The organism is Kaistia defluvii, assembly GCF_026343955.1.
GTDB classification, from domain to species: domain Bacteria; phylum Pseudomonadota; class Alphaproteobacteria; order Rhizobiales; family Kaistiaceae; genus Kaistia; species Kaistia defluvii.
On the sequence record NZ_JAPKNI010000001.1, the window covers coordinates 718,275 to 742,191 of the forward strand.

At 64.2% G+C, this 23,917-nt stretch carries 21 protein-coding genes and 1 tRNA gene; 14 read left to right on the plus strand and 8 right to left on the minus strand.

The window, feature by feature from the left end; translation table 11 throughout:
- Nucleotides 1-40: 40 nt before the first annotated feature.
- On the minus strand, nucleotides 41-2,371 hold the full coding sequence (locus OSH10_RS03295) for an arylsulfatase (protein ID WP_266330382.1): 2,331 nt from the start codon (nucleotides 2,369-2,371) through the stop codon (nucleotides 41-43).
- 480 nt (nucleotides 2,372-2,851) lie between these two features.
- On the opposite strand from OSH10_RS03295, the gene OSH10_RS03300 reads away from it, so the two are divergent.
- The 3 genes from OSH10_RS03300 (at nucleotide 2,852) to OSH10_RS03310 (ending at nucleotide 6,322) form a co-directional block, all read left to right on the plus strand.
- Entirely contained in the window at nucleotides 2,852-3,790 is a 939-nt protein-coding gene (locus tag OSH10_RS03300) for a SphA family protein (protein WP_266330113.1), read from the plus strand.
- 37 nt (nucleotides 3,791-3,827) lie between these two features.
- Entirely contained in the window at nucleotides 3,828-4,619 is a 792-nt protein-coding gene (locus tag OSH10_RS03305) for a hypothetical protein (RefSeq protein WP_266330114.1), read from the plus strand.
- Between the two features lie 110 nt (nucleotides 4,620-4,729).
- Nucleotides 4,730-6,322, plus strand: a complete 1,593-nt coding sequence (locus OSH10_RS03310) for an arylsulfatase (protein WP_266330115.1) — start codon at nucleotides 4,730-4,732, stop codon at nucleotides 6,320-6,322.
- Between the two features lie 429 nt (nucleotides 6,323-6,751).
- Here OSH10_RS03310 and OSH10_RS03315 read toward each other — a convergent pair whose 3' ends face one another.
- Nucleotides 6,752-7,771: a LacI family DNA-binding transcriptional regulator gene (locus OSH10_RS03315; RefSeq protein WP_266330116.1), complete on the minus strand. Its 1,020-nt coding sequence runs from the start codon at nucleotides 7,769-7,771 to the stop codon at nucleotides 6,752-6,754.
- A 175-nt stretch (nucleotides 7,772-7,946) separates the two neighbouring features.
- Here OSH10_RS03315 and OSH10_RS03320 point away from each other — a divergent pair, with 175 nt between their 5' ends.
- Genes OSH10_RS03320 through OSH10_RS03335 form a run of 4 tightly spaced genes read left to right on the plus strand, consistent with a single transcriptional unit; the run spans nucleotide 7,947 to nucleotide 12,329 of the window.
- Nucleotides 7,947-8,894: a sugar ABC transporter substrate-binding protein gene (locus OSH10_RS03320; protein ID WP_266330117.1), complete on the plus strand. Its 948-nt coding sequence runs from the start codon at nucleotides 7,947-7,949 to the stop codon at nucleotides 8,892-8,894.
- Between the two features lie 51 nt (nucleotides 8,895-8,945).
- Nucleotides 8,946-10,475, plus strand: coding sequence for a sugar ABC transporter ATP-binding protein (locus OSH10_RS03325; RefSeq protein WP_266330118.1), 1,530 nt, complete (start codon nucleotides 8,946-8,948; stop codon nucleotides 10,473-10,475).
- Nucleotides 10,472-11,467: an ABC transporter permease gene (locus tag OSH10_RS03330; RefSeq protein ID WP_266330119.1), complete on the plus strand. Its 996-nt coding sequence runs from the start codon at nucleotides 10,472-10,474 to the stop codon at nucleotides 11,465-11,467. Before OSH10_RS03325 ends, OSH10_RS03330 begins: the two co-directional genes overlap by 4 nt.
- A 10-nt stretch (nucleotides 11,468-11,477) precedes the next feature.
- Nucleotides 11,478-12,329: an N-acyl homoserine lactonase family protein gene (locus OSH10_RS03335; RefSeq protein ID WP_266330120.1), complete on the plus strand. Its 852-nt coding sequence runs from the start codon at nucleotides 11,478-11,480 to the stop codon at nucleotides 12,327-12,329.
- Between the two features lie 292 nt (nucleotides 12,330-12,621).
- Here the strand turns inward: OSH10_RS03335 and OSH10_RS03340 are convergent, their stop codons facing one another.
- A complete protein-coding gene (locus tag OSH10_RS03340; RefSeq protein WP_266330121.1) occupies nucleotides 12,622-13,695 on the minus strand; it encodes a LysR family transcriptional regulator in 1,074 nt (357 codons plus the stop codon).
- A gap of 11 nt (nucleotides 13,696-13,706) precedes the next feature.
- On the opposite strand from OSH10_RS03340, the gene OSH10_RS03345 reads away from it, so the two are divergent.
- The 5 genes from OSH10_RS03345 to OSH10_RS03365 all read left to right on the plus strand — a co-directional run bounded on the left by OSH10_RS03345 (nucleotide 13,707) and on the right by OSH10_RS03365 (nucleotide 18,404).
- A complete protein-coding gene (locus OSH10_RS03345) occupies nucleotides 13,707-14,681 on the plus strand; it encodes an ABC transporter permease (protein ID WP_266330122.1) in 975 nt (324 codons plus the stop codon).
- 13 nt (nucleotides 14,682-14,694) lie between these two features.
- On the plus strand, nucleotides 14,695-15,489 hold the full coding sequence (locus OSH10_RS03350; protein WP_266330124.1) for an ABC transporter permease: 795 nt from the start codon (nucleotides 14,695-14,697) through the stop codon (nucleotides 15,487-15,489).
- A 38-nt stretch (nucleotides 15,490-15,527) separates the two neighbouring features.
- Nucleotides 15,528-16,598, plus strand: a complete 1,071-nt coding sequence (locus OSH10_RS03355; protein WP_266330125.1) for an extracellular solute-binding protein — start codon at nucleotides 15,528-15,530, stop codon at nucleotides 16,596-16,598.
- Nucleotides 16,599-16,626: 28 nt separating this feature from the next.
- Nucleotides 16,627-17,724: an ABC transporter ATP-binding protein gene (locus tag OSH10_RS03360; protein WP_266330126.1), complete on the plus strand. Its 1,098-nt coding sequence runs from the start codon at nucleotides 16,627-16,629 to the stop codon at nucleotides 17,722-17,724.
- 161 nt (nucleotides 17,725-17,885) lie between these two features.
- On the plus strand, nucleotides 17,886-18,404 hold the full coding sequence (locus OSH10_RS03365) for an aspartate racemase/maleate isomerase family protein (protein ID WP_266330127.1): 519 nt from the start codon (nucleotides 17,886-17,888) through the stop codon (nucleotides 18,402-18,404).
- Nucleotides 18,405-18,790: 386 nt separating this feature from the next.
- Here OSH10_RS03365 and OSH10_RS03370 read toward each other — a convergent pair whose 3' ends face one another.
- The 4 genes from OSH10_RS03370 to mnmA all read right to left on the minus strand — a co-directional run bounded on the left by OSH10_RS03370 (nucleotide 18,791) and on the right by mnmA (nucleotide 21,537).
- Nucleotides 18,791-19,099, minus strand: a complete 309-nt coding sequence (locus tag OSH10_RS03370) for a hypothetical protein (RefSeq protein ID WP_266330128.1) — start codon at nucleotides 19,097-19,099, stop codon at nucleotides 18,791-18,793.
- A gap of 386 nt (nucleotides 19,100-19,485) precedes the next feature.
- Nucleotides 19,486-19,562: transfer RNA gene (locus tag OSH10_RS03375), tRNA-Met, on the minus strand.
- Between the two features lie 82 nt (nucleotides 19,563-19,644).
- On the minus strand, nucleotides 19,645-20,334 hold the full coding sequence (locus OSH10_RS03380; protein ID WP_266330129.1) for a class I SAM-dependent methyltransferase: 690 nt from the start codon (nucleotides 20,332-20,334) through the stop codon (nucleotides 19,645-19,647).
- Nucleotides 20,335-20,343: 9 nt separating this feature from the next.
- Nucleotides 20,344-21,537 carry a tRNA 2-thiouridine(34) synthase MnmA gene (gene mnmA, locus OSH10_RS03385; RefSeq protein WP_266330130.1) on the minus strand — a complete coding sequence of 398 codons (1,194 nt, stop codon included), beginning with the start codon at nucleotides 21,535-21,537 and terminating at the stop codon, nucleotides 20,344-20,346.
- Between the two features lie 327 nt (nucleotides 21,538-21,864).
- Between mnmA and sciP the strand changes: the two genes are divergently transcribed.
- Nucleotides 21,865-22,140 (plus strand): CtrA inhibitor SciP, encoded by a 276-nt coding sequence (gene sciP / locus OSH10_RS03390; RefSeq protein WP_026303994.1) that lies wholly within the window; start codon nucleotides 21,865-21,867, stop codon nucleotides 22,138-22,140.
- 289 nt (nucleotides 22,141-22,429) lie between these two features.
- On the opposite strand, the gene OSH10_RS03395 is transcribed toward sciP, so the two are convergent.
- The gene (locus OSH10_RS03395) at nucleotides 22,430-23,131 is read right to left on the minus strand and encodes a metal-dependent hydrolase (RefSeq protein ID WP_266330131.1); all 702 of its coding nucleotides are present in this window, start codon (nucleotides 23,129-23,131) and stop codon (nucleotides 22,430-22,432) included.
- A 167-nt stretch (nucleotides 23,132-23,298) separates the two neighbouring features.
- Between OSH10_RS03395 and OSH10_RS03400 the strand changes: the two genes are divergently transcribed.
- Nucleotides 23,299-23,913: a YqaA family protein gene (locus OSH10_RS03400; protein WP_266330384.1), complete on the plus strand. Its 615-nt coding sequence runs from the start codon at nucleotides 23,299-23,301 to the stop codon at nucleotides 23,911-23,913.
- Nucleotides 23,914-23,917 lie beyond the last annotated feature (4 nt).

Here is a 23,917-nt window from a genome sequence, read left to right on the forward strand (position 1 = left end):
CATGGGCGGCATCGCCCGCATCGCCGCCACGCGTCCCTTGCTAGTTGAGCAACTCCACGACGACCGCCTCGAGCTTTCCCTGGAAGGGGAAGGCGCCCGAATAGTCGGAGACGACCGGCGAGCCGGTGTCGCTGCCGACGTCCTGATTTTCAGACAGCGAGTATTTGAACGGCGTCGTCTGTTCGATCTTGCCGGATCCCGCCGGCTTTCCGTCAACCGACAGGTCGACAATGCCGCTCTTCCCCATCTCTTTCCCGCCCTCATAGGTGAAGGTCATCTTGAGATCATGTTTGCCAGCGGGCACGGTCTGGTCGCTGCGAACGACATACTCCTTCACATCAATGAAGTTGTGCGCAACGACGAGCTTGCCATCCTTCATGTAGAAGCCCCACCCGCCGGTATTGCCGCCTTGCGTGAAGATCATGCCGTTGTTGTCATCCTGGATGTCGACCTTGGCGGACACGCTGAACGACTTGTTCTTGAGATCCGGGGCGGCCGCCTCGGGCAGGCCGGTGAAGTTGCCGGCATAGACAAACGTCTTGCGGTCTCCGGCAAGATTGGGCTTGCCCGTAAGTTCGCCGCTGAAGCGCTCGGGGCCGCGCCAGTCGAGCGGAAGCGCGTTGTTCACCCGCGCCTCGGCCCACCAGAGGGCGGTCAACTCGTCCAGCTTGGACGGGTCGTCCTGCGCGAGGTCTTTGCCCTGGGAGAAGTCCTTGTCCAGATTGTAGAGTTCCCACCTGGCTTTGAACGGGTCGAACGCCCCGCGCTCGGCCTGCCAGGGCTCAAACGACATGGATGCCGCCCACCAGCCATCCTTGTAGATGCCCCGATTGGCAAACATCTCGAAATACTGGCTGGTCCGCATCTCGCCCGCTCCCGCATCGGTCATGGTGTCGAGGAAGCTGCGGCCCTGGATGGGCTCCTGCGATGTGCCGTTCACGCTGCGCGGCTCGTCGATACCGGCCGCCGCGAGCAGTGTGGGCGCGATGTCGATGACGTGGGTGAACTGCGAACGGATCGCATGCTGGTCCTTGATCCTGGCGGGCCATTTCACGATCATCGGGTTGCGAACGCCGCCCAGGTGGCTGGCAACCTGCTTGGTCCACTGGAACGGCGTGTTCATCGCCCAGGCCCATGCCGCCGGGAAGTGGTTGAAGTGCTTCTCCGTCCCGATTTCGTCGATCAGCGGCAGCATCTGCTGCCAGGTCATCTGGTAGAGGTTGAAGATGGCGTTCTCGTTCAACGTCCCGTCGAACCCGCCCTCGGCCGAGGCGCCATTGTCGCCGATGATGTAGAGGATCATCGTGTTGGAAGCGTCGGGAAGCGTGGCGACGTAGTCGAGCACGCGGCCGACCTGCTGATCGACGTGGTCGCCATAGGCGGCGAAGACCTCCATCATCCGTGAATAGAGCTCTTTCTGCTCGGCGCTTGCGCTGTCCCAGGCCGGCAGGCTCGCCGGCCGCGGCGTCAGCACCGCATCCGGCGGGATGACGCCGAGGCGTTTCTGGCGCTCGAAGGTCTGCCTGCGGTATTCGTCCCATCCCATGTCGAACTTGCCCTTGTATTTGGCGATCAGTTCCTTCGGAGCTTGGTGCGGGGCATGGGTCGCAGCCGGCGCGAGATAGAGGAACCAGGGTTTTCCCGGCTCGACCGCCTCGGTCATTTTTAGCCATTGGATCGATTTGTCGGCGAGATCGGTGCTCAGGAAGTAATTCGGGTCCTGCGGCGTGCCGACGGGCGTCTGGTTCTCGAACAGATACGGCTTGATCTGGTTGATGTCGCCGCCCATGAAGCCGTAGAAGTAGTCGAAGCCGAGACCGTTCGGCCAATGGTCAAAAGGCCCCATCGCGCTGGTCTCGTAGATCGGCGTGTTGTGGTTCTTGCCGAGCCAGGCCGTCGCGTAACCGTTCTGTCGCAGCACCTCGGCGACCGTCGCCGTGCGCTTTGGGATAATGCCGGTATAGCCGTCATAGCCGGTGGCGAGCTCGGTGATGATGCCGGTTCCCGAAGCCTGGTGGTTGCGTCCCGTCAGCAGGGCCGCCCGCGTCGGCGAACAGAGCGCGGTAGTGTGGAATCGATTGTACAGGAGCCCTTCCTTCGCCAGCCTTTCCAGGTTCAGCGACGGAACGCCGCCACCGGTCACGGAGAACTGGCCGAAACCGACATCGTCCAGCAGGACGAGCAGGATGTTGGGCGCGCCGTCGGGCGCCTGGACGGCCTTCGGGAAGGCCGCCGGATCCGAGTCCTTGAAGGTCGTTCCGACCGAGCCCCGAAAGCGAGGTTCCGCATAGGGCAGCACCGATTGCCCGCGCGATGTATCGGCGTCGCGCGCCAACGCTGCGCCGGAATGCATCGCCACCAGCACGGACACGCCAAACAACAGAGATTTTGAGACAAACGATCCCAACATGGCTCTCGGCCTCCCATGGAAACGAAGGAACACGGATCTCAGCCCATGAACCGACGGATGAGATCACGACACACGCGCCGGCCGGCCGGCCGGCGACAACGACGCGCGGGATGGCCGATCCGCCCCATGTCCGGCTGGCCACCCTGCCCGCTCGCCCTCCATCCATCGCCGCCGCACGACGCTTGACGGTCACGCCGGATGCCCCCCGCTGACAGGCATGAAGACCCGCCACGGACATGGACAGCGACAGAACCGCCGGAGCCCAGTCGATACGTCCCCGCACCAGCCCGGCGCAGGCATTGCCCATCCAGCCAATGAATAAACTACAGAATTCAATCTATAGAACAGACTTATTATTCATCACCTTACGTTGAGTTTCGTCTGGACGCATATTGATCCAGCATGTATATTGAAGATATTGCGGTGACGGAATGCATCACAATGAAACATCCGATCACATTCGTATCAATAGTCGTGAGCCTTCTGGCGCTTTGCCCGACGGGCGGCCTGGCGACCGAGGCCGCGTTGGGGCGCTATACAGTGGGCCTGTTCGCCGTGCCGGGCGCCGGCATCGTCCCGCCCTCTCCCAACGTCTACTGGCAGAGTTCGAGCTTCGTCTATTCCGGCTCGGCGGCAGCTGGCCTCGAGATCCCGATTGGTGGAACCGCGCAATTCGGCATATCTGCCGAGGTCATCGCGACCGCCATGACGGGCCTCTGGGTGCCCGACATCAAGCTGGGTGACAATCTGACGTTTGCCATCAGCGGTACGATCCCGGCGGGCTACATGAAGGTGGATGCGGCGCTCGGCCCGCTCGGCGCATCCGACCATGTCACGGATATCGGCGACATCATGGTGGCGCCGACGATCGGCTGGAACGAGGGGGCGAACTTCATCTCGGCCGCGCTTCGGATCTATGCCCCCACCGGAGGCTGGGAGAAGAATGCGCTGGCCAATATCGGCCTGAACTATTGGACGTTCTCGCCGACGCTCTCCTATACCCACCTGGTACCGCAGCAAGGGATCGATTTTACCGTGGTTGCGGGCCTCGACATCAATACCGAGAATACCACGACCGACTATACCAGCGGCCTGCTGGCCCATGTCGACGCGGTGCTCAGCAAGAAATTCGAGAACAATGTCGGCATCGGCATTTTCGCGTCGGCGCTGCTGCAACTGACCAAGGATCAGGGCGGCCCCCTCGTGGACCGGCTGGACGGGTTCGAGGGCCGCTCTTTCGCGATCGGCCCTGTGCTGACCTATACCGGCGGCACCAAGGAAAAGCCGGTTAACTTCAGCGTCAACTGGGCGCCCGAATTCGGCGTCAAGAACCGGCTCGAAGGCAACGCTGTCTATCTCAACATAGCGGGCTCGTTCTAGGACACGATATCCAGCAACCGTACGGAGACATACGGCAATGCAGAACTCGCTCCGGGCAATCTTGGGTGCGACAGCAGCTCTGATCCTAGGCATGGGCGGGGCGCTCGCCGATGACGCGGAACTCGCCAAGCAGCTGGCCAACCCTGTCGCGGACCTGATCAGCGTACCCTTCCAGGGAAACTATGATTGCTGCCTGGGGCCCAGCGATGCCGGCCAGTACACGCTGAACCTGCAGCCCGTCATCCCCATCACGCTGTCCGACAATCTCAACCTGATTGTCCGCACCATCCTTCCGACCATCCAGCAGGGAGAACTGGCGCCTGGCTATGGCAGCCATTTCGGGCTCGGCGACACCACGCAGAGCTTCTTCCTCTCCCCCGCCCTGAAAAATGGATGGGTGTTCGGCGCCGGCCCCGCTTTCCTGTGGCCGACAGCGACGGAAAGCGAACTTGGCAGCGGCATCTGGGGCGCCGGCCCGACCGCGGTCTTGCTGAAGCAGACGGGCGGCTGGACCGTTGGCGTGCTCGCCAACCAGATCTGGTCCTATGCCGGACCGGACAGTCGCGACGACTACAGCAAGGCTTTCATCCAGCCTTTCCTCAACTATACCTTCCCCGATACGACGTCGCTCATACTGAACACGGAGTCGACCTACGATTGGCAATCGGGCGACTGGACCGTCCCGATCAATTTCGGCGTCAGCAAGATCTTCAAGTTCGGCGACCAGCGCGTCAGTCTCGGCGCCATGGGACGCGTCTACGCCGTCGCGCCGGAAGAAGGCCCGGAATGGGGCGTGCGCCTGATCGCAACCTTCCTGTTTCCAAAATAACGGCACCGCCGGACGCCGAAGACAACACCATTCGCGACGATCGCCTGAAAGAAGCCCCTATCGCCACGGGATCAGTGAAGGACGTTTCTCAAAGAACAGGAGGATCCGTTATGCGAGTGCCCAGACTCATCGCCTCGGCGGCTGTCGTTGGAGCGGGGCTGCTTGGCCCTGCGGCGCTTGCCTTCGCCCAGGACGCACCCGCCCCGAACAACGCCGCCAAGCCCAACATCCTCGTCATCTTCGGAGACGACATCGGCCAGACCAACCTCTCGACCTACAGCTTCGGCCTGATGGGCTACCAGACACCGAACATCGATCGCATCGCCCAGGAAGGACTGAAGTTCACCGACTATTATGCCGAGCAGAGCTGCACGGCGGGTCGCTCGACCTTCCTCACCGGGCAGTCGACGCTGCGAACGGGCCTTTCGAAAGTCGGGATACCCGGCGCCGATCTCGGGCTCCAGGCGTCCGACGTGACCCTGGCCTCGGCGCTCAAGGACCAGGGCTACGCAACCGGCCAGTTCGGCAAGAACCATCTCGGCGACAAGGATGAGTTTCTGCCGACCGCCCATGGCTTCGACGAATTCTTCGGCAATCTCTATCATCTCAATGCGGAGGAAGAGCCGGAAGATCGCAACTACCCGCGCGATCCTCAGTTCAGCAAGCGGTTCGGCCCCCGCGGCGTCCTCCGCTCCTTTGCCGACGGCAGGATCGAAGACACCGGCGCCCTGACACGCAAGCGCATGGAGACCGTGGACGACGAGACGGCGGCGGCCGCCATCGACTTCATGCAGCGCCAGAACTCGGCGAAACAGCCATTCTTCACCTGGTTCAACACCACGCGGATGCATTTCCGCACCCATGTCCGCGACGAGCATCGCAGTCCCCCGGGCCTGGCGGCGCTGACCGAATATGCCGACGGCATGATCGAGCACGACGCGCTGATCGGCACGGTACTGAAGTCGCTGGACGACATGGGCATCGCCGACAACACGATCGTGATCTACACGACCGACAATGGCCCGCACCAGAACTCCTGGCCGGATGCCGGTACGACGCCGTTCCGCAGCGAGAAGAACACCAATTGGGAAGGCGCCTACCGCGTACCGGCGATGATCCGGTGGCCCGGACACATCAAGGAAGGCAGCGTCGCCAACGGCATTTTCTCGGGCCTGGACTGGTTCCCGACCCTGATGGCCGCAGCCGGCGATGCCGATATCAGCGAGCGGCTGCTCAAGGGCACGACGATCAACGGCAAGTCGTACAAGAACCATCTCGACGGCTACAACCAACTCCCCTACCTGACGGGCGAGTCCGACAAGAGCGCCCGCAATTCGTTCATCTATCTCAACGATGACGGCGAGGTGGTCGGGCTGCGGTTCGAGAACTGGAAGCTTGTCTTCGCCGAGCAGCGCAAGACCGGCACGATGGGAATCTGGGCGGAACCCTTCACCCGGCTACGCCTGCCGAAGATGTTCGACTTGCGGGCGGATCCCTACGAACGCGCCGACATCACCTCCAATACCTATTGGGACTGGATGCTTGCGCACAGCTACCTGGCGATCGCCGGACAGGCCTATGTCGCCAACTTCCTCGCGACATTCAAGGACTTCCCGCCGGCGCAGCGTCCGGCCAGCTTCTCGATCGACCAGATCCAGGATCAGCTGAACGAGTCCTTCAAGAACGTCGGAGGCGGCCAATAGCGAGCCGGGGCGCGGAGCCAGCCACCCGCGCCTCCACGCGCCCGGAATGCGCGGTCCCTGGCCGTCTTGGGACGCCAGGGACCCCGCCGACCCGGTTGCGCCGCCTGGTTCCAGAACCGTACGGCACGCTGGACATGCCCAGGGACGCGTCCGACGCGGACGGTGCATGCGACCGCTGCGGAGAGACCTTTCATCGCCTCCGGCCTGGACAGCGGAACGGCGCAAGGGCCGTCGTCCAGATGGTGGGACCGATCGCCGCCACCGACCGCCGTCCTGTCCCCTCCTGTGAATTCGGCCGGGCATAAGGCCTTTGGTTCGATCCGAACCACGATCCCGGGCGACGGCTACCCGGCCTTCTGGGCTATGGCATCCGCTCCACCCCTGCTAGTTGCCCGGCGCCTGGGATCCATGGAGACAATGTCAGCAAGGTCAGACGGAACCCCGCCTCAGGGGCGCGCAGCTCTCGCCCAGAATCAGGGCCGGCTGGAACACGACGTTTCGCGGCGGCGTATTATCGCCGCGCTGGATCCGATCCACCAGAAGCCGCAGCGCCTCGTTGGTCATCTCGATGATCGGGTGCTCGGTGCGCGTCAATCGCGGCCGCAAGCCTCCGATACCGGGGATCGTATCGGTCGACGCGATCGAGATCTCCTGCGGACAAGGAATCGAGAGATCGGCCAGGGCCCGCATGACGCCCAGCGCCATCACGCCGTTGGCGACATATAAAGCGGTCGGCCTGTCCGGACGATCGAGCATCTCGCGCGCCACGGAATAGGCAACGTCCTCTCGGAACTCACCGGCGCGGACATGGCCCGGCTCGGGCGCGAGGCCACGCTGCTGCATCGCCTGCAGCATTCCATCCAGCCGGCCGCGCCCCGTGGTCAAATGGAGCGGGCCGGTAATCGAGCCGATCCGCGTATGGCCGAGATCGAGCAGATAGTTCGTGACCTGGCTCGCTGCGGCGACATTGTCGATGGTGACAGTATCCGAGCGTCGATCCTCGACAATGCGCCCGAACAGCACCGTCGGGATGCCATGGCCCTCCGCATCGCGCTGGGCATAGTGGGCCGGCAGCCCCACCGGAACGACCAGCGCCCCATCGCAGGATAGAGCGCGAATGCGGGCGAGCGCCTTCCTCTCGTTCTCGGGCTTCTCGTCGCTGTTGAACACGACCAGAGAATAGCCCCAGGCCGCCACGGCCGCCTCCGCCGCCCAGACCATGCGGGCGAAGAACGGATTGGCGAGGTCGGCGACGACCAGGCCGATAAGCTGGCTGCGCCCCTTCTTGAGGTTTCGCGCCATCTGCGACGGCTCGTATTTCAGATCATCGATCGCCGCCTGCACGCGCGCCCGGAGCGGGGGGCTGACATAGGCGGAATCATTGATCACAGCCGACACCGTCGCCGTGGAAACTGCCGCGGCCTTCGCCACATCCTTGATGGTCGTCATTCCACACCGAGCTAATCGTTTCGCTGTATTTTAGCCGATGGAAATGGCTTGTCTAGGCCGCAATCCATAACTTGCACTTGCCAAGGAATGCCGTTTCAACGAACATAGCAAAACGGTTAGCACGCGTTCGCTGCATGTCGAGGCGTGTTGAAGCGGATTTTTGGGGAGGAACCCAATGACCAAAATAACACTCGGCGTCTCGCTGCTGGCGAGCCTTGTCCTATCGGCCGGCGTCGCGGCGGCGCAGGAAAAGCCACTGCTCGGCATCGTTTCGATCGCAGCGACCGAGGCGAACAATGTTCGCTACATCACGGGCGCGAAGGCTGCCGGCGAGGAGCTCGGCTGGGAAGTCTCGGTCATCGACGCGGCCGGCAACGCCGATCAGGCGAACTCCGCCATCCAGAATTTCGCCCAGCGTGGCGCCGTCGCCGTCATCGACATGGTGTTCCCGTATTCCTCGATTGGCGCCGGCCTCGAAGCCGCGAAGACCGCAGGCATACCGGTCGTAACCTGGGGCGGCGGAATCGGCGGCTCGGTTTCCGCGACCAACGGTTCGGGCGCGCCGATCGCCCTGCCCGTCATCGAAAGGATGATCGCCGATCTCGGCGACAAGGCGAGCCTGCTGGCCCTCACCTATCGCACCGGCGAAGTCTGCCGCAATCGCGAGACCTTGCTGGACGAAGTGCTTGCCAAGCACCCGGGCATCGAAGTCACCAAGAACGAAGTTCGCATCCCAGGCTATTTCGAGGATGGCGCACAATATGCCAACGCCTGGCTTGCCTCGCATCCGGCCGGCGACGGCAATCTCGCCATCTGGGGCTGCTGGGATGATCCGGCCATCGGCGCGATCGGCTCGCTGCGCCAGCAGGGCCGCACGGACGTCAAGGTTTACGGCGTCAACGGCAACGCGCAGGCAATCGAGAACATCAAGAACGGCCATATGACCGCGACAGCCTGGGAAGACAGCCACAAGGAAGGCTATGACATGGTCAAGCTGCTTCCCGAGATCATCAAGGCCAAAGCGGACTGGCAGCCCAAGGCGGTCGAAGTGCCCGCCGTCCTGATCACGGCCGAGAATGTCGCAGCGTTCATCGCCCAACATCCCGAAGCCGTCGGCAACTGATCGCCGAGCCCCATAGCAATGCTCTCACCTGACAGGACTGTTTCGGCCGCGATGACGCCTTTCGTCGCGGCCGAAAGCATCGCCAAGGCCTATGGCGGCGTGCAGGCGCTGACCGACGTATCGCTGATGATTGCCCCCGGCGAGGTGCATGGCCTCGTGGGGGCCAACGGCGCCGGCAAGTCGACCCTGATCAAGATACTGGCCGGCCTCGTCCAGCCGGACGCAGGCCGGATTCTGGTCGACGGCGCACCGACATCGCTGCCGACGCCGCACCACGCAACCGACCTTGGCATGAGCTTCATCCATCAGGAACTCGCCTTCATTCCGGGCATGACCGTCCTGCAGAACATCCTGCTCGGCGTTCCGAAGAAGACGCGGTTCGGCATGGTCGACTGGCAGGCGGCCGCGCGCGAGGTTGCGCCGATTGCCGAGCGCGTCGGCATTAAGGCGCCGCTCTCTGCCAGCGTGAAGGGCCTCTCGACCGCCGAAAACTGGCTGATCAATATCTGTCGGGCCCTCGTGCGCAATGCGCGGCTGATCGTGATGGACGAGCCGACCGCCTCGCTCTCGGCAGCCGAGGCCGAGAAACTGTTCGCGATCGTGGAAGACCTGTCTGCATCCGGCGTCGCGGTTCTCTATGTTTCCCACCGGCTTGACGAGATCATGCGGCTTTGCAGCCGGGTCAGCGTGTTTCGCGACGGCAGATCCGTCGGCTGCCTCGAAGGCGCGGCGATCACCCGCCCCGCCCTGATCGAAGCCATTGTCGGCAGCGCGGTCGCGCCTCTGGCGGCGACGCAACGCCATCCGGTCGCCGGACGGAAGATCACCCTTACCGTAGACGCCCTCACCCGTGCGCCAAAAGTCAACGGCGTGAGCTTCGAGCTCCGCCAGGGCGAAGTGCTCGGCATTGGCGGGCTCGTCGGTGCCGGACGAACCGAACTGGCGCGCCTGATCTATGGCGCTGACCGGGCGGATTCCGGCGTGATGACGCTGGACGGAGCTTCCTTCTCGCCGAGCAACCCGACCGAGGCCGTCAAAGCGGGGCTTGGCCTCGTGCCGGAAGAGCGCCGCTCCGAAGGCCTGCTGCTCACCAAGAGCGTCGCGTTCAATCTGCAGATCGCCAATCTGGCGAATATCGTCCGCAGCCCGGTCCTGCCGCTTATCGACCGGCGCAAGCGCGAGGCGCTTTCGCTTGAGATCGTGCGCGACCTCGCGGTCAAGACGCCGAGCATCGACACCCCGGTCGGACGCCTCTCGGGCGGCAATCAGCAGAAGGTGGTGATCGGCCGCTGGCTGTTGCGGGCGCCGAAGGTGCTGATCCTCGACGAGCCGACGCGCGGCGTCGATATCGGCGCGCGGGGCGAAATCCATCGCCTGGTGCGGGAACTGGCCGCCAGGGGTATGGCGGTCATCGTGATTTCGTCCGAGCCGGACGAGCTTCCCGACCTCTGCGACCGCGTCCTGATCATGGTGGAAGGTCGCATCGTCAGGGCACTCGAAGGCGCGGACATCACGCGCAACGCCATTGTCGAAGCGAGCTATTTTGTCGGCGAACCGCCGTCCAGGGAGAATACGATATGAGCATGGTGATGAGCGGCGGACGGCGCCTTTCGCCGTCATCGAAGGCGGCGCTCGGCTTTTTCGCCCGCTACGCGACCATCATCGGCCTGCTGCTGATGATCGCCGTCTTTGCCTTCCTGTCGCCGCGAGCGTTCCCGACGCTGAACAATTTCACCAACGTCCTCAATCAGGCATCGCTTGCCATGATCATCGCCGGCGGCCTGACGCTCGCGGTCATCGTCGGCGAACTCGATCTTTCGATCGGTTTCGCGGCGAGCCTGCACGGCGTGCTCGTCACCGGCCTGATCGTCGCCAACAAGCTGCCGATTCCCCTGGCCATCGTGATCGTGATCGCGCTCGGCGCGCTGATCGGCCTCGTCAACGGCATCATCGTGACCAAGGCGAAGGTCAATTCGGTGATCGCGACGCTGGGCGTCGGCACGATCCTGACCGGCCTCGCCTTCGCCTATTCGGCCGGCGTGCCCATCGTCGCCGGCGTGCCGGAAGCGTTCCTGCAGCTTTCGCTCGGACGCTGGCTTTTCGGTATCCCGAACAACATCATCATCATGGCGGTCGTGCTCGGCGGCCTGTGGATCCTCGTCGAACGCACCGCTCTCGGCCAGGAGATCCAGGCGGTCGGCGGCAATCCGGCCGCGGCCCGCCTCGCCGGCATCAATGTCGACCGGATCAAGATCCTCGGCTTCGTCGTCTCGGGCATGTGCGCGGCGCTGACCGGCATCCTGCTCGCCTCGCGCCTCGGCAGCGGCACGACAAGCGCTGCCGACAGCTATCTGCTCACCGCCTTCGCCGCAGTCTTCCTGGGCTCGGCGACCCTGCGCGACGGCGAATTCCATGTGCTCGGCACGTTTGTCGGCGTCCTCATCATCGCGTTCGGCTTCAACGGCCTGAACATCTTCGGCGCCCCGACCTTCTCGCAATACATCTTCCAGGGCGCGATCCTGATCGTGGCCGTGGGCCTGGCCAGCCTTGGCCGCATGATTTCGGAAAGCTGAGGAATCCCCGATGACCGGCACAGAAGCGCTCTGGGAAGTCCATATTCTCGAATTCGCCCGCTCAAAGGACCAACTCGTCGCAGGCCTGATCCTGGACGCGCATGATCAGGGCGTCGTCGACCTGCCCTTCTCCTTCCTCCTCGCACGACGGGACGAGCGGGTCGTCCTGATCGACACCGGGTTCATGCGCGAAGGCAGCGGGGCCGAGTTCAGCGAGAAGTTCGGCATCCCCGACTGGATCTCGCCGCTCGCATTGCTGAAGCGGCTCGGCGTCGAGCCGGGCGACGTCACCGACATCGTCCTCAGCCACGCACATTTCGACCATATGGGCTCGATCGGCAAGTTTCCGAACGCCATGATCCACGTGCAGAAGCAGGAGATCCTGAGCTGGGTCGAACTGCTCGCGCTGCCGCCGCGTTTCGGCGCGCTGACGGCGATCATAAACCCGGACGACATGCGCAGGGCCTTTGACGCCTCGATCGAGCACCGGCTCGACCTGCTGGATGGCGACCGCGACAATCTTCTCCCCGGCCTGCATGTGCGGACCGGCCCCGGCCATACGATCGGCCAGCAGTTCATCATTCTGGAGACGGCGCGCGGCCGACTGGTCGTCGCCGGCGACTGCATCTACACCAGCGCCAATATCTGCGGCCACAAGCATGGCGGCGTTGCCAGCGGCGTCTATGTGCCGCTGGCCAACGCCGTCGGCAGCACCTGGGACCAGTTGAAGACGATCGACAGGATCCATACGGAAATCGGCGGCGATCTGAGCCGCCTGATCATCCTGCACGACACGGAGCGGTGGGCCGGCCTGCCTATCGTCGAGGAAATCGACGGCTTCCGGATCGTGAAAGCCGCGTGAATACTCACGGATATCGCGGCGTATCTGGCGACGGCCGGCAGGGATGAACGGGCCATCCACTCGCCCCGCCTTGCCGTTGCAAGTCGGAATCGGGCGCGCGCGACATATCGGACCGGCAGCCAACCGCCCAATCGGATAGCTGGCCTGGTCTCCAGTCCCGTTGAACACCTTGTCTCGGTGTCCACAAAACCGGCAGGAGGCCGCTGCTGCCGGGGCACCACGATCCGCGTTCCAGGGCGCTGCTGGGATGGTTCCGCCAGCCGTTGATTGGCCGTGACAAGATCAGCGGGGCTCAGTCGACTTCGGCACGACGACCTGCCGCGCGGGCACATTCGAGTGACGACCTGATCTCTTCCGTCAGCATGTCGACGACGATCCGCCCAATGCGGGAGAGCGGCTTTTTCGCATCAATGGCGACGGAGACCGTTTGCGGCTCAGCTCCCTTGTCCCGAACCGGCAGGAAGATAAGCGACCCGGCCATGATTTCGGGCGCAGCGTCGAGTTCCGAGGTGAAGGCGACATAGCTGCCGCCGCGGGCGAGCTGCTTGACCAATTGCAATGAGTTGGTGACCAGCGCCTTGTGCGGGTCAGCAAACAGCCAGCCATAGCGCGCATCGAGATAGCGGCGGATCATCAGGGCCTTGCTCTGCAGCGCGATGGGGTGAGCCACCACCTCCTGCAGGCTGACCGACCGGCTTTTCGCCAGCGCATGATCCGGCGCCACGACGCAGCCGAACGGCAGGTCCGCGCTCCAGTGCACGTGAAGGTCACGGCGCGGCGTGAGATTGAAGATCGCCGCGATGTCGGCGCTGCCCGCCAGCAAGGCCGACAGCGCGTCGTCCGGACTTGCGACCTCGACCTCCAGCGAAATGCGGGGCTGCTCCGCCGCGAGGCGCTGGATGAAGCGCGGCAGGAAACCATTGGCGTGGCTGTCCATGGCGACGAGCCGGACGTGCCCCTGATCGACCCCTTGCAACTGCTTGATCTCGTTGGCGACGCGCCGCTCGTCGCTGCGCCAGCGCCGGGACAGCGTCACCAGGGCGTCGCCAGCCGCCGTCGGGCGCATGCCCCTTGGCAATCGCTCGAACAGTTCGACGTCGAGTTCCTGCTCAAGCAGCAGGATCTGCCGGTCTATGGCCGAGGCGGCGACGTTGAGTTCCTTGGCTGCCTTCTGGATCGAGCCCGATCGTGCCACCTGATCGAGATAGCGAAGCGAAGCCGGGACAAGGGAAGCGCGGGCCATCGGTACCATCCTAATAATTCGAACGGACTGTTGCTCAATCTGCGCTGGACGGCAACGCGTTTGTGGCTGACCCTGCGAATACAGTTGAGATCGCAGCGCCGGAACCAGGATCCGGGCAGCCACAGGAACAGCCGATGAGCCGGGCCGACATCATCGACGTGACCGCCTCTTCTTCCCCGGACCTCCGCGCGGCGCGCGAGATCCCGGAAGGCTGGATCTCGCGCCTTGCCGGCAAGGCATGGAGCCTGCTCTCCGGTCGCTATACCGGATACCTGCTGGTGGCGCCGACCGTCCTGTTCCTGGCCGCGTGGTTCCTCTGGCCGGTGCTGACGATGGTCTATCTCAGCCTCACCGCGCATAGCGTCGACGGCGTGATGGTCGAGGGCTTCACGCTGGAAAACTACATCCGGCTGTTCTCCTCGGATCTGTATTTCCGCATCCTGATGCGCACCATCCGTATCGCGCTGATGACCAGCCTGTTCGCCGCTCTGTTCGCCTACCCGCTGGCCATCACCATCGCCCGCGGCGGCCCCACGCTCGCTCGCCTGGTGACGATCACCATTCTCGCGCCGCTGCTGGTCAATGTGGTGGTGCGCTCCTATGGCTGGCAGACCATCCTTAACAAGACCGGCGCGCTCGCCTGGGTTCTGAAGCTGCTCGGCGTCAGCAATCCGCCGGTGCTGCTCTATACCGAATGGGCGGTGCTGATCGCCTGCGTCCACGTCTATCTGCCCTTCGTGGTGATGCCACTCGCGGGCGCCATAGGCCGGATCGATCGAACCGTGGAAGAGGCGGCACGGGTCGCCGGCGCGACGCGGTTCTCGGTGTTCCTGCGCGTGATCTTCCCACTCAGCCTGCCCGGCCTTGCGGTGGGCGTGTCGCTGGTTTTCTCGCTCAGCGCGGCGGCCTATGTCACGCCGCAGATACTGGGCGGCAATTTCTCGCCCCTGCTCGGCACGCTGATCGAACAGCAGATCCTGACCCTCAACGACTGGCCCTTCGGCGCGGCGATCTCGACCCTGCTGATCGCCATGGTGCTCGCCTCCAACCTCATCTTCCTCAAGCTCGTCAGCCGGCGCTTCGCGCGCTGGACGGCCGGCGCACGGTGAAGGAGTCCGCGCGATGAACGAGACCGTCAGTCCGCTTCTCAAGGTCGTCGTCGGCATCATCCTGCTGATCGTGGTGGCGCCGCTTGTCGTGCCCCTGCTGATGTCGATCTCCGACACGCCCTTCATCGTGTTCCCGCCGCAGGGCTTCACGCTGAAATGGTATGGCGCGGTGCTGGCGAACCCGGAGGCACGCGCCAGCTTCCTGTTCTCACTCGAACTTGCCGCCATCGTCACAGGCGTGTCGCTCCTCCTCGGTGTCCCCTGCGCGGCCGGGCTCACCCGCTTCAAGCTACCCGGGCAGGACGCAATCCTCGGCCTCATCCTGTCGCCGCTGATCGTGCCGCTGATCGTCACCGGCGTCGCGCTACTCCAGCTCTTCGCAATGCTGGGCTCGCGCGCCACGCTGCTGCAACTCGTCATCGGACACACGGTGGTATGCCTGCCCTATGTGATCCGCTCCGTGTCGGCGAGCCTGCTGCTGGTCAACCGCAACCTGGAGGACGCCGCCTCGGTGCTCGGCGCGCCCCCTCACATCGTGGCGACCCGGGTAATCTGGCCGCAGGTACGCCCCGGCATCCTGGCGGGCGGCATCTTCAGCTTCATCGTCTCGTTCGACGACTACCCGATCTCGATGTGGCTGGCCGACGGCAACCACTTCCCGGTGCCGCTCTACCTCTACACCGTCATCGAGCGCTCGTTCGATCCATCCATCGCGGCCATCGCCTCGCTGATGATCTTCTTCGCGCTGCTTCTCGTGCTCGTCATTGAAAAAGTCTTCGGACTCAGCCTGGCCCGGCTTGCGAGCTGACGCCTGCCTATACGCATAACCAGAACAGGGGACCTCGCATGACCACTCTTTCGCGACGTACATTCGGCAAACTCGCCCTGGGAGCCACCACCCTCGCCGCTCCCATGGGCTTCACCCGCAATGGCTGGGCGCAGGGCAAGGAGATCCAGATCGGCATCTGGGGCGGCTCGCAGGGCGAGTTCGTCAAGAAGAACATCATCCCGGCCTTCGAGAAGGATTTCGGCTGCAAGGTCACGGCGGAAGAGGGTTTCACCCTCGCCAATGTCGGCAAGATGCGGGCGACCAAGGCCAACCCGAAGTTCTCGGTCATGTTCATCGACGACGTGGCGATCCCGATCTGCAAGACCGAAGGCCTGATCGATCAACTGCCGAGCGCCGACATGCCCGCGCTCGCCAATCTCTATCCGCGCTTCGGCTTCGATGGCTGGGGCACCGCGCTCGCCATCTCGGTGGCCAGCATGTTCCACAACACCTCGATCACGCCGCCCGGCAGCTATGCCGATCTGTGGAAGCCGGAATATGCCGGCAAACTGAAGCTCGTCAGCCCCAAGAATACGCCGTCCGTATTCTTCCTGATCGTGGCGGCCGCCGTGAAGTCGGGCAAGCCATTTGCCGAAGCGCAGTATCTCGTCGACGACAGCTTCGACAAGGTCGCGGCGCTGAAGCCCAACATCATGAACCTGTTCGACAACGGCCCGCAGGCCGCCGCCGAGGTGGCGCAGGGCCAGGCCGAGATCGGTCTGCTGGAGCTGTCCAAATACATCTACCCCTACACCGCCAAGGGCGCGCCGGTGACGATGAGCTTCCCGAGCGAGGGCAGCTTCGCCGGCAACAACTGCCAGGTGCTGGTCAAGGGCGCGCCGAACAAGGATCTCGCCGTCGCCTTCATGAATCGCATGATCGAGCCCGCCGTGCAGAAAGCGTTCTCCGAATACGCGCTGACCGCACCGCCGGTTTCGGGCATCGAATTCTCGGCGGAAACGCTGAAGTACATCGCCTACCCGGTCGAGGAGATGGACAAGCGCGGTCTGTTCACGCCGGACTGGGAATACATCAACGCCAAGCGCTCGGGCTGGACCGAGAAGATGAATGGCATCTTCGCCGTCTGACATTGCGGGACCAGCAGGGGAGTACCAGATGGCGACATCTCAGGGGGCCGAGGTCCGCCTCACCGGCATCTGCCGAAGCTATGGCGATGCCCAGGTGGTGAGCGACGTGAATCTGAGGGCGTCTGGCGGCGAGATTCTCGCTTTGCTCGGTCCCTCGGGCTGCGGCAAGACGACGACGTTGCGGATGATCGCGGGGCTGGTGCAACCGTCGGCCGGCGAGATCACGATCGACGGCGCATCGGTCACCGGCCTGCCGGTGCACCGGCGAAACCTCGGCATGCTGTTCCAGAACTATGCGCTGTTTCCCCATCTCACGGTTCTGGAAAACGTCGCCTTCGGCCTCACCATGCGTGGCGTATCCCGGGCAGAGACCGCAAGACTGGCTCTCCAGGCGCTGGACCTCGTGCGCCTGACGGGCTTCGGGGACCGGATGCCGGCGGCGCTTTCCGGCGGCCAGCAACAGCGCGTGGCGATGGCGCGCGCCATCGTCTACCGCCCGCGCGTGTTGCTGCTCGACGAGCCGTTCGGGGCGCTCGACAAGAAGCTTCGCGAAGAGATGCAGATCGAGCTGCGCCAGCTCTGCAACGAGCTCGGACTGACCACAATCCTCGTCACCCACGACCAGGAAGAGGCGCTTGTCCTCGCCGACCAGATCGCGGTGATGCGCGGCGGGTGCATCGAGCAGGTCGCCGCCGCTCGCGCCATCTATGAGCGGCCGGTCTCGCATTTCGTCGCTGACTTCATCGGCACGTCCAACTTCCTGCCGGCCGGCATCGTCGAAAGGACCGGCGGGCGAACGGTTCTGAGAAACGCGCAGGGGCTGGTGTTCGAAAGCACCGTTGCCAATGATTTTACGGCGCAGGATCGCGTCGCGGTCGCCATTCGTCCCGAAAGCGTGAAGCTCACGCCGGGAGTGGCCCCGGCCGCGGCCAACACCCTCACCGGCACGATCCGGCGCAGCCTGTTCAAAGGGCAGATCATCTCGGTCTGGATGGAGATTGGTGAAGGAACGGAAATCGTCGTCTCCGTTCCCATCGAACAGGCCGGAACGACCAAGCCCGAGCCGGGTGAGGTCTGGACGGCGCGCTGGTCGCAGGAGCGCACGCTTGTGGTGCGCGAACAGTGAGCTCGATTCACCCGGATACGCCCCACGCGATAGGAATTATCGTGCCGTCGTCCAATCGCGTCGTCGAACGGGTGGCGCGCTCCATCCTCGACGATCGGCCGGGCATCGATGCCTGCTTCGCCCGCGTTCCCTATGCGGGCCATCCCCCGGATGGCTATGACATGGCCTCGTTCCGGCAGGCGGCATCCTTGCTCGCGCAGGCGCACCCCGCGGTCATTCTCTGGAATGCGACGCGCGGTGCCCTGATCGGCTTCACGCCCGATCGCCAGCTTTGCGAAACGATCGAAGGCGAGACCGGTATCCCCTGCGCGACAACCGCTCTGGCCACCGTCGACCTGCTGCGCCGCCGGAATCTGCGGCGGATCGGACTTGTCGCGCAAGGCGACGATCCGGACGGCGCACGCCTGAAGCAGACCTTCGCGCAGGAGGGCATAGAGATCGTGGCGGGGCATAATTTCGGCATCACCGACAATTTCGAGGCGGCCAGCGTCACGCCCGAGCAGATTGAAGCACAGGTCATCCGCCTCTCGACCGTCGCCGATCTCGATGCGGTGCTGATCTGGAGCACCAACCTGGCCGGTCACGGACTATCGGCCCGGCTTGGGAAACACTTGGGCATGCCGGTACTGGACTCGGCAGCTTTGGGAATACTCGCCGCGATGCCCTATGTAGACGACTAGGGTCGGCCTCAACCGCCCCCCCTGGATGAGGGACGGCAGCCATGACAGTGGCGGCGTGGGACGTTCCGGCGAGTTTGTCGTAGCGGATTGCGGCGCGCCGCCAGCCCTTTGGGCGGCACCACAGTCTCCCGCCTGCTGGACTGCGACGCGATGACGAGTTCGGCGTCCTGGCCGGCAATGGGTGGTCGAGCCCGTCCAAGAAGATCGTGAGATGCTCCGGCGCGAGCGGGAATAGGAAGGGACAAATCTCCCTCCCAATTTTCCTGCGGACGTCGAGCGAATGATGCACAAGCAGGCGACGCGGATCGAAGTGGCGGAGCGTGTGCCCCTATGCGCGCCGAGCGCGTCCGAGATCGGGAGGGGCGTCCATCGAGATGGAAGTGCGCCTAAGCCACATCTTCTTGGGCAGCGCGCATGCGGGCGCGAAATTCGAACGAGCGGCCGCGCCGAAAATGGATCGGGATGGGCACTTTGATGGGTGGGGTCTGGCGCGGCTCGAAATAGAACGCGACCGGATATTCGCCAGGGCGCGCCACGGTCGCAGCCACCGGCCCAACCGCATGGATATGCAAAGCCCGCTTGGTGAATTGTGCGATGGCTGCCTGGCCCGACGCGGCACTGACAGGTTCATAGGAAACGGCAGGAGAAGCGCCAAGCCCCTTGGGAAGATAGGTCGTCACATAGTAGTAGGTCATGCCAATCCCCCATCGAACGGACCAAGGGCCGCAACTAACTGATCTGGGCTCGAGCCAACATGGCGTTTATCTGCTGCAGAACGATGGCTGATCGACGGAGAGCGGCGGCTCCCTCGCTGAGCAAAGCTTCAGTATCGGCGCCTTCGACAATTCGTGCAGGAGGCGAGGCCGACTGAGTCATGCCCGCATAAGCCGCCTTTACGCAAGGGAAGTCCAGCACCAACTCTCTGGCACGAAATCCCATCTCGCGTTTCATGTCGCGTGCATTCGCCGTGCCTCGGTGAAGCCGCTGGAATCCAGCGTATCTGGCTGCAACACGGACGCGACGGGAAATGCCCCCCAGAGGGAGGATATTTCACAGGTCTATGAAGTCATTGAGGAAATGATGGTAGCGGAGGAGGGACTTGAACCCCCGACACGCGGATTATGATTCCGCTGCTCTAACCAGCTGAGCTACTCCGCCCCAGGACCGGCGCTTGCCGCGCCGGCTGGAATGGCCCGCTTATAGGGAGCCGGGCCGAGGGCTGTCAAGCATCGACCGCGCTTCACACACGCTCAAATACCAGCAGTGTGAAAAACCCGATCGGACCGACGCGGCGACGGTCGACAAGGCGCAGATCCGAGCGACCGAGAATCCGGCTGATATCGAAATCCATGTGCCAGCCGAGCGAGGCCGACAGCGGCGCCAGCTTCTCGCCGAGCCAGCCGCGCCAGCCCTTCTGCTCGGGAAAATGGCTGACCAGCACGACAGCGCCGCCGGGCTTGGTGACGCGGGCGAGTTCGCCCATCACGGCGCGCGGATCCGGCACCACGGTCAGCACGAACATGGCCACCGACGTGTCGAAGCTGGCATCCGCCATCTGCAGGTCGCCGGCATCGGCGACTTCCAGCGCCTCGACATGATCGAGTTGGCCCGCCGTGACGCGCTCGCGCGCGATCTCCAGCATTTCCGGCGACAGGTCGATGCCGGTGATGCGGTGTTCGGCGCGGTAATGCGGCAGCGAAATTCCCGTGCCGACGCCGCATTCGAGGATGCGGCCGGGCGAAAGCTCGTTGACGAAGCTGACGGCGGCGCGCCGGCCGGATTCGAACACATAGCCAAATACCCGGTCATAGACCGGCGCCCAGCGGGCATAGGTATTGCGGACGGCGTTCTCGTCGATGCGGTTTGCCGACCGGCGCTTGCCGGCAAAGGATTTCCACTTGCGCGCGACGTCTTCCAAGAATTCCGGCATCACTCTCCCTCAAGCTGCGGCGACGGTATCCGTCACGATCAGGCGACGAAGCGCCTGTTCTGCCTCGGCGTCGCGCTCGGCCCGGCTGATCCAGCCACCGCCAAGGACGCGAGCCCCTTCCCCCTGGCCGGCATAGAATACGCAGGCCTGGCCCGGCGCGACACCCGTCTCGCCATCGAACAGCGAGACCTGTGTCTCGCCATCCCTCTGCACGATCTGCGCCCGCTGCGGCGCGCGCGTTGAGCGGACGCGGGCATAGATCTCCATCCCGTCGGCGCCGATCGCCTCCAGCGGCGCATCGCCCAGCCAGTTGACGTTGCGCAGCACCAGCCGGCGGGCGGCGAGCGCCTCGCGCGGGCCGACGATGACCCGGCTGCGCCGCGCGTCGAGATGGATGACGTAGAGCGGATCGGCCGAGGCGATGCCGAGGCCGCGGCGCTGGCCGACCGTGTAATGGATGATGCCCTCGTGCCGGCCGAGCACGCGGCCGTCGATATGCACGACCTCGCCGCCCTCGGCCGCGCCCGGCTTCAGCCGCTCGATGACGTCGGAATATTTTCCGTTCGGCACGAAGCAGATGTCCTGGCTGTCATGCTTGTCGGCGATCTCCAGGCCGAGCTCGCGGGCGATGGCGCGCGTCTCCGGCTTGGTCAGATGGCCGAGCGGGAAGCGGATGAAATCGAGCTGCTCGGGCGTGGTGGCGAACAGGAAATAGCTCTGGTCGCGGTCGAGGTCGGCGGGGCGGAACATGCCGCGATGGCCGTTCGGCTGCAGCCGGCTCTGGACGTAGTGGCCGGTGGCGAGCGCGGCCGCCCCCAGCTCGCGCGCCGTGGTCAGGAGGTCGGAGAACTTGACCGTCTGGTTGCAGGAGACGCAGGGGATCGGTGTCTCGCCGGCGATGTAGCTCTCGGCGAAACGGTCGATGACCGACTTGCGGAAGCGCTCCTCATAGTCGAGCACATAGTGCGGAATATCGAGCCTTTCCGCGACGCGGCGCGCGTCATGGATATCCTGGCCGGCGCAGCAGGCGCCTTTGCGGTGCGTCGCCTCGCCATGATCGTAAAGCTGCAGCGTCATTCCGACGACGTCGTAGCCTTCGCGTTTCAGCAGTCCCGCGACAACCGAGGAATCAACGCCGCCGGACATGGCGACGACGATGCGCGTGTCCTCGGGTCGGCCGGGAAGATCGAGACTGTTGAGCATGGTGGAATGCCTTGCCGGAATGCTGCGCGAAACAGGTTTCGAACAGCGGCAGAAACGCAGGAGGCGGCAGAGCCGCGTTAAGCGCGGGACTATAGCGGCGATCGCGTCATCTTCAAGGCGCAAGCGGCGCCACAACCTGGAATGGGGCCCGGTTTCCGACGCGACATCCTGCCGGCACAGCCGGCAGCGGCCAGACCGAAAGCGCAGATTTCGGGGCTGCGGGCGGCTGCAAACCTTACCGAAGTGTTGCCGGGGGCTTAGTCAATTTTTAAAGCCGACGTCGTAGTCTCCCCTTCGACAAGGTCAGGTTGAGTATGTGAGAGTAGAATGACCGATCAAATGCGTCCGCGCGTCAAATATGTCATCGGACCGGACGGTAGTCCGCTTACGATTGCCGATTTGCCGCCGCGGGACACGAAACGTTGGGTTATCCGCCGTAAGGCAGAAGTTGTCGCGGCGGTGCGGGGGGGCCTGCTCAGCCTTGAAGAGGCGTGTCAGCGTTATACGTTGACCGTCGAGGAATTCATCTCCTGGCAGCAATCGATCGACCAGCACGGCCTCGCCGGGCTGCGGACGACGCGGATTCAGCAATATCGCCAGTAGATCGGGCAACCGGGCCACCGGTTGACCTTCAAATGCACCAAAAGGCCGGCGGCAACGCCGGCCTTTTCTTTTGGCTTTTTTTTGCCCAGGCCGCCGGTCGGTTGGCCGGGCGCAACCCGTTCGCCTTTCGACTCAAGAAAGACCCTGCTCCACGTGGGCCACCCTCCGCCGTCATCCTCGCGGAAGCGAGGATCCATGCAGCCGGAATTGCGGAAGGCTTGCACCCAACCCGGCTGGATGGATCCCGGGTCTTCGCCCGGGATGACGGCGAGTGTGGGGCGCGCGCGCCTCAGAGCGTCAGCATTTCGCCGATCGCCGGGACCGCAACCTTGGTGTCGGCGCCCTGCATCGCCTCAACGAATTTGTCCGCCGTCTGGTCGAGCAGGCCGAAGGTCGCGTAGTGGCAGGGGATCACCGTGTCGAAATGGAAGAAGCGCCGCGCGGCAAGCGCCGCCACCTTGCCGCCCATGGTGAAGCGGTCGCCGATCGGCAGGATGCCGATCTTCGGCTGGTAGATCTCGTCGATCAGCGCCATGTCGGAAAAGATGTCGGTATCGCCGGCGAGGTAGAGCGTCTTCTCGCCGGGGGCGGCGATGACAAGGCCATGCGGATGGCCAAGCGAATGCGAGACGCCGTTCTCGTCCAGCGTGGCCGAGGAATGGTGCGCCACCGTCATCGAGACGCGGAACGCGCCCTGGTCGGTGGTCCCGCCCGTGTTCATCGGGTCGACCTTGGCGACGCCCTTATGGGCGAGATAGCTGGCGAGATCCGCATCCGCCACCACCCTGGCGCCGGTCTTCGCCGCGATCGCGACCGTGTCGCCGAGGTGATCGCCATGGCCATGCGTCAGCAGGATATGCGTGACGCCGCGCGTCCAGGCCTGGTCGTTACCGGGAAAGCTTGGATTGCCGGTGAAGAACGGGTCGATCAGGATGACGGCGCCGTCGATCTCGACGCGAAAGGCCGAATGGCCGAGCCAGGTAAGCTGCATGGAGAGATTCATCCTTCTGTCGAATTTCAGCTCCAATATGGCGGCGGCGGGCCGATTAAACACCCCCGCGGGCGCGCAATCTTGCCGCGCCCCGGCGGGCTTGCTTGCCGCGCGCGGCATGATCCGTGATAAGGGCGGGTGAACCGACCGGAGGGAACGTGACGGACATGGAAGCAACCGCGCCGAAGGCCGCCCGCCCAGGGCTGATGAAGCGGCTCTTCGACCGATGCATGGAAGTCTCGGCCGGGCCGCATGCGCTCTGGCTGCTGGCCGTGGTGTCCTTCGCCGAAGCGTCGTTCTTCCCGATTCCGCCCGATCCGATCCTCGCCGCCATCGTGCTGGCGCGGCGCGAGCGCGCCTGGATCGCGGCCCTGGTCTGCACGGTCTTCTCGGTTTTGGGCGGCCTTGCCGGCTATGCCATCGGCGCCGGACTCTACGAGGCGATCGGCCAGCCGGTCATCGTCTTCTACAATCTGCAGGAAGCCTTCCATACCTTCCAGCTGCGCTTCGACGAATGGGGCGGCTGGATCATCGTCGCCAAGGGGCTGACGCCGATCCCGTTCAAGCTGGTGACGATCGCGTCGGGCGTGGCGCATCTGAACCTCGCCACCTTCATCATCGCCTGCATCATCACGCGCGGCCTGCGCTTCTTCCTGGTGGCGGGCCTGTTCTACGCCTTCGGTCCGCAGGCGCGCGCCATCATCGATCGCCATTTCTCGAAGGTGATGATCGCCGGCACCATCCTTGTCATCCTCGGCTTCGTCGCCGTCGTCTACATTTGAGGGC

Coding starts and splice junctions, on each gene's coding strand:
- OSH10_RS03325 (WP_266330118.1), top strand. CDS start 8,946: ATGACGCCTTTCGTCGCGGCCGAAAGCATCGCCAAGGCCTATGGCGGC.
- OSH10_RS03365 (WP_266330127.1), top strand. CDS start 17,886: ATGGCCTCGTTCCGGCAGGCGGCATCCTTGCTCGCGCAGGCGCACCCC.
- OSH10_RS03300 (WP_266330113.1), top strand. CDS start 2,852: ATGAAACATCCGATCACATTCGTATCAATAGTCGTGAGCCTTCTGGCG.
- OSH10_RS03305 (WP_266330114.1), top strand. CDS start 3,828: ATGCAGAACTCGCTCCGGGCAATCTTGGGTGCGACAGCAGCTCTGATC.
- OSH10_RS03320 (WP_266330117.1), top strand. CDS start 7,947: ATGACCAAAATAACACTCGGCGTCTCGCTGCTGGCGAGCCTTGTCCTA.
- OSH10_RS03400 (WP_266330384.1), top strand. CDS start 23,299: ATGGAAGCAACCGCGCCGAAGGCCGCCCGCCCAGGGCTGATGAAGCGG.
- OSH10_RS03315 (WP_266330116.1), bottom strand. CDS start 7,771: ATGACGACCATCAAGGATGTGGCGAAGGCCGCGGCAGTTTCCACGGCG.
- OSH10_RS03310 (WP_266330115.1), top strand. CDS start 4,730: ATGCGAGTGCCCAGACTCATCGCCTCGGCGGCTGTCGTTGGAGCGGGG.
- sciP (WP_026303994.1), top strand. CDS start 21,865: ATGACCGATCAAATGCGTCCGCGCGTCAAATATGTCATCGGACCGGAC.
- OSH10_RS03370 (WP_266330128.1), bottom strand. CDS start 19,099: ATGACCTACTACTATGTGACGACCTATCTTCCCAAGGGGCTTGGCGCT.
- OSH10_RS03395 (WP_266330131.1), bottom strand. CDS start 23,131: ATGCAGCTTACCTGGCTCGGCCATTCGGCCTTTCGCGTCGAGATCGAC.
- OSH10_RS03330 (WP_266330119.1), top strand. CDS start 10,472: ATGAGCATGGTGATGAGCGGCGGACGGCGCCTTTCGCCGTCATCGAAG.
- OSH10_RS03350 (WP_266330124.1), top strand. CDS start 14,695: ATGAACGAGACCGTCAGTCCGCTTCTCAAGGTCGTCGTCGGCATCATC.
- OSH10_RS03360 (WP_266330126.1), top strand. CDS start 16,627: ATGGCGACATCTCAGGGGGCCGAGGTCCGCCTCACCGGCATCTGCCGA.
- OSH10_RS03345 (WP_266330122.1), top strand. CDS start 13,707: ATGAGCCGGGCCGACATCATCGACGTGACCGCCTCTTCTTCCCCGGAC.
- OSH10_RS03355 (WP_266330125.1), top strand. CDS start 15,528: ATGACCACTCTTTCGCGACGTACATTCGGCAAACTCGCCCTGGGAGCC.
- OSH10_RS03380 (WP_266330129.1), bottom strand. CDS start 20,334: ATGCCGGAATTCTTGGAAGACGTCGCGCGCAAGTGGAAATCCTTTGCC.
- OSH10_RS03335 (WP_266330120.1), top strand. CDS start 11,478: ATGACCGGCACAGAAGCGCTCTGGGAAGTCCATATTCTCGAATTCGCC.
- mnmA (WP_266330130.1), bottom strand. CDS start 21,537: ATGCTCAACAGTCTCGATCTTCCCGGCCGACCCGAGGACACGCGCATC.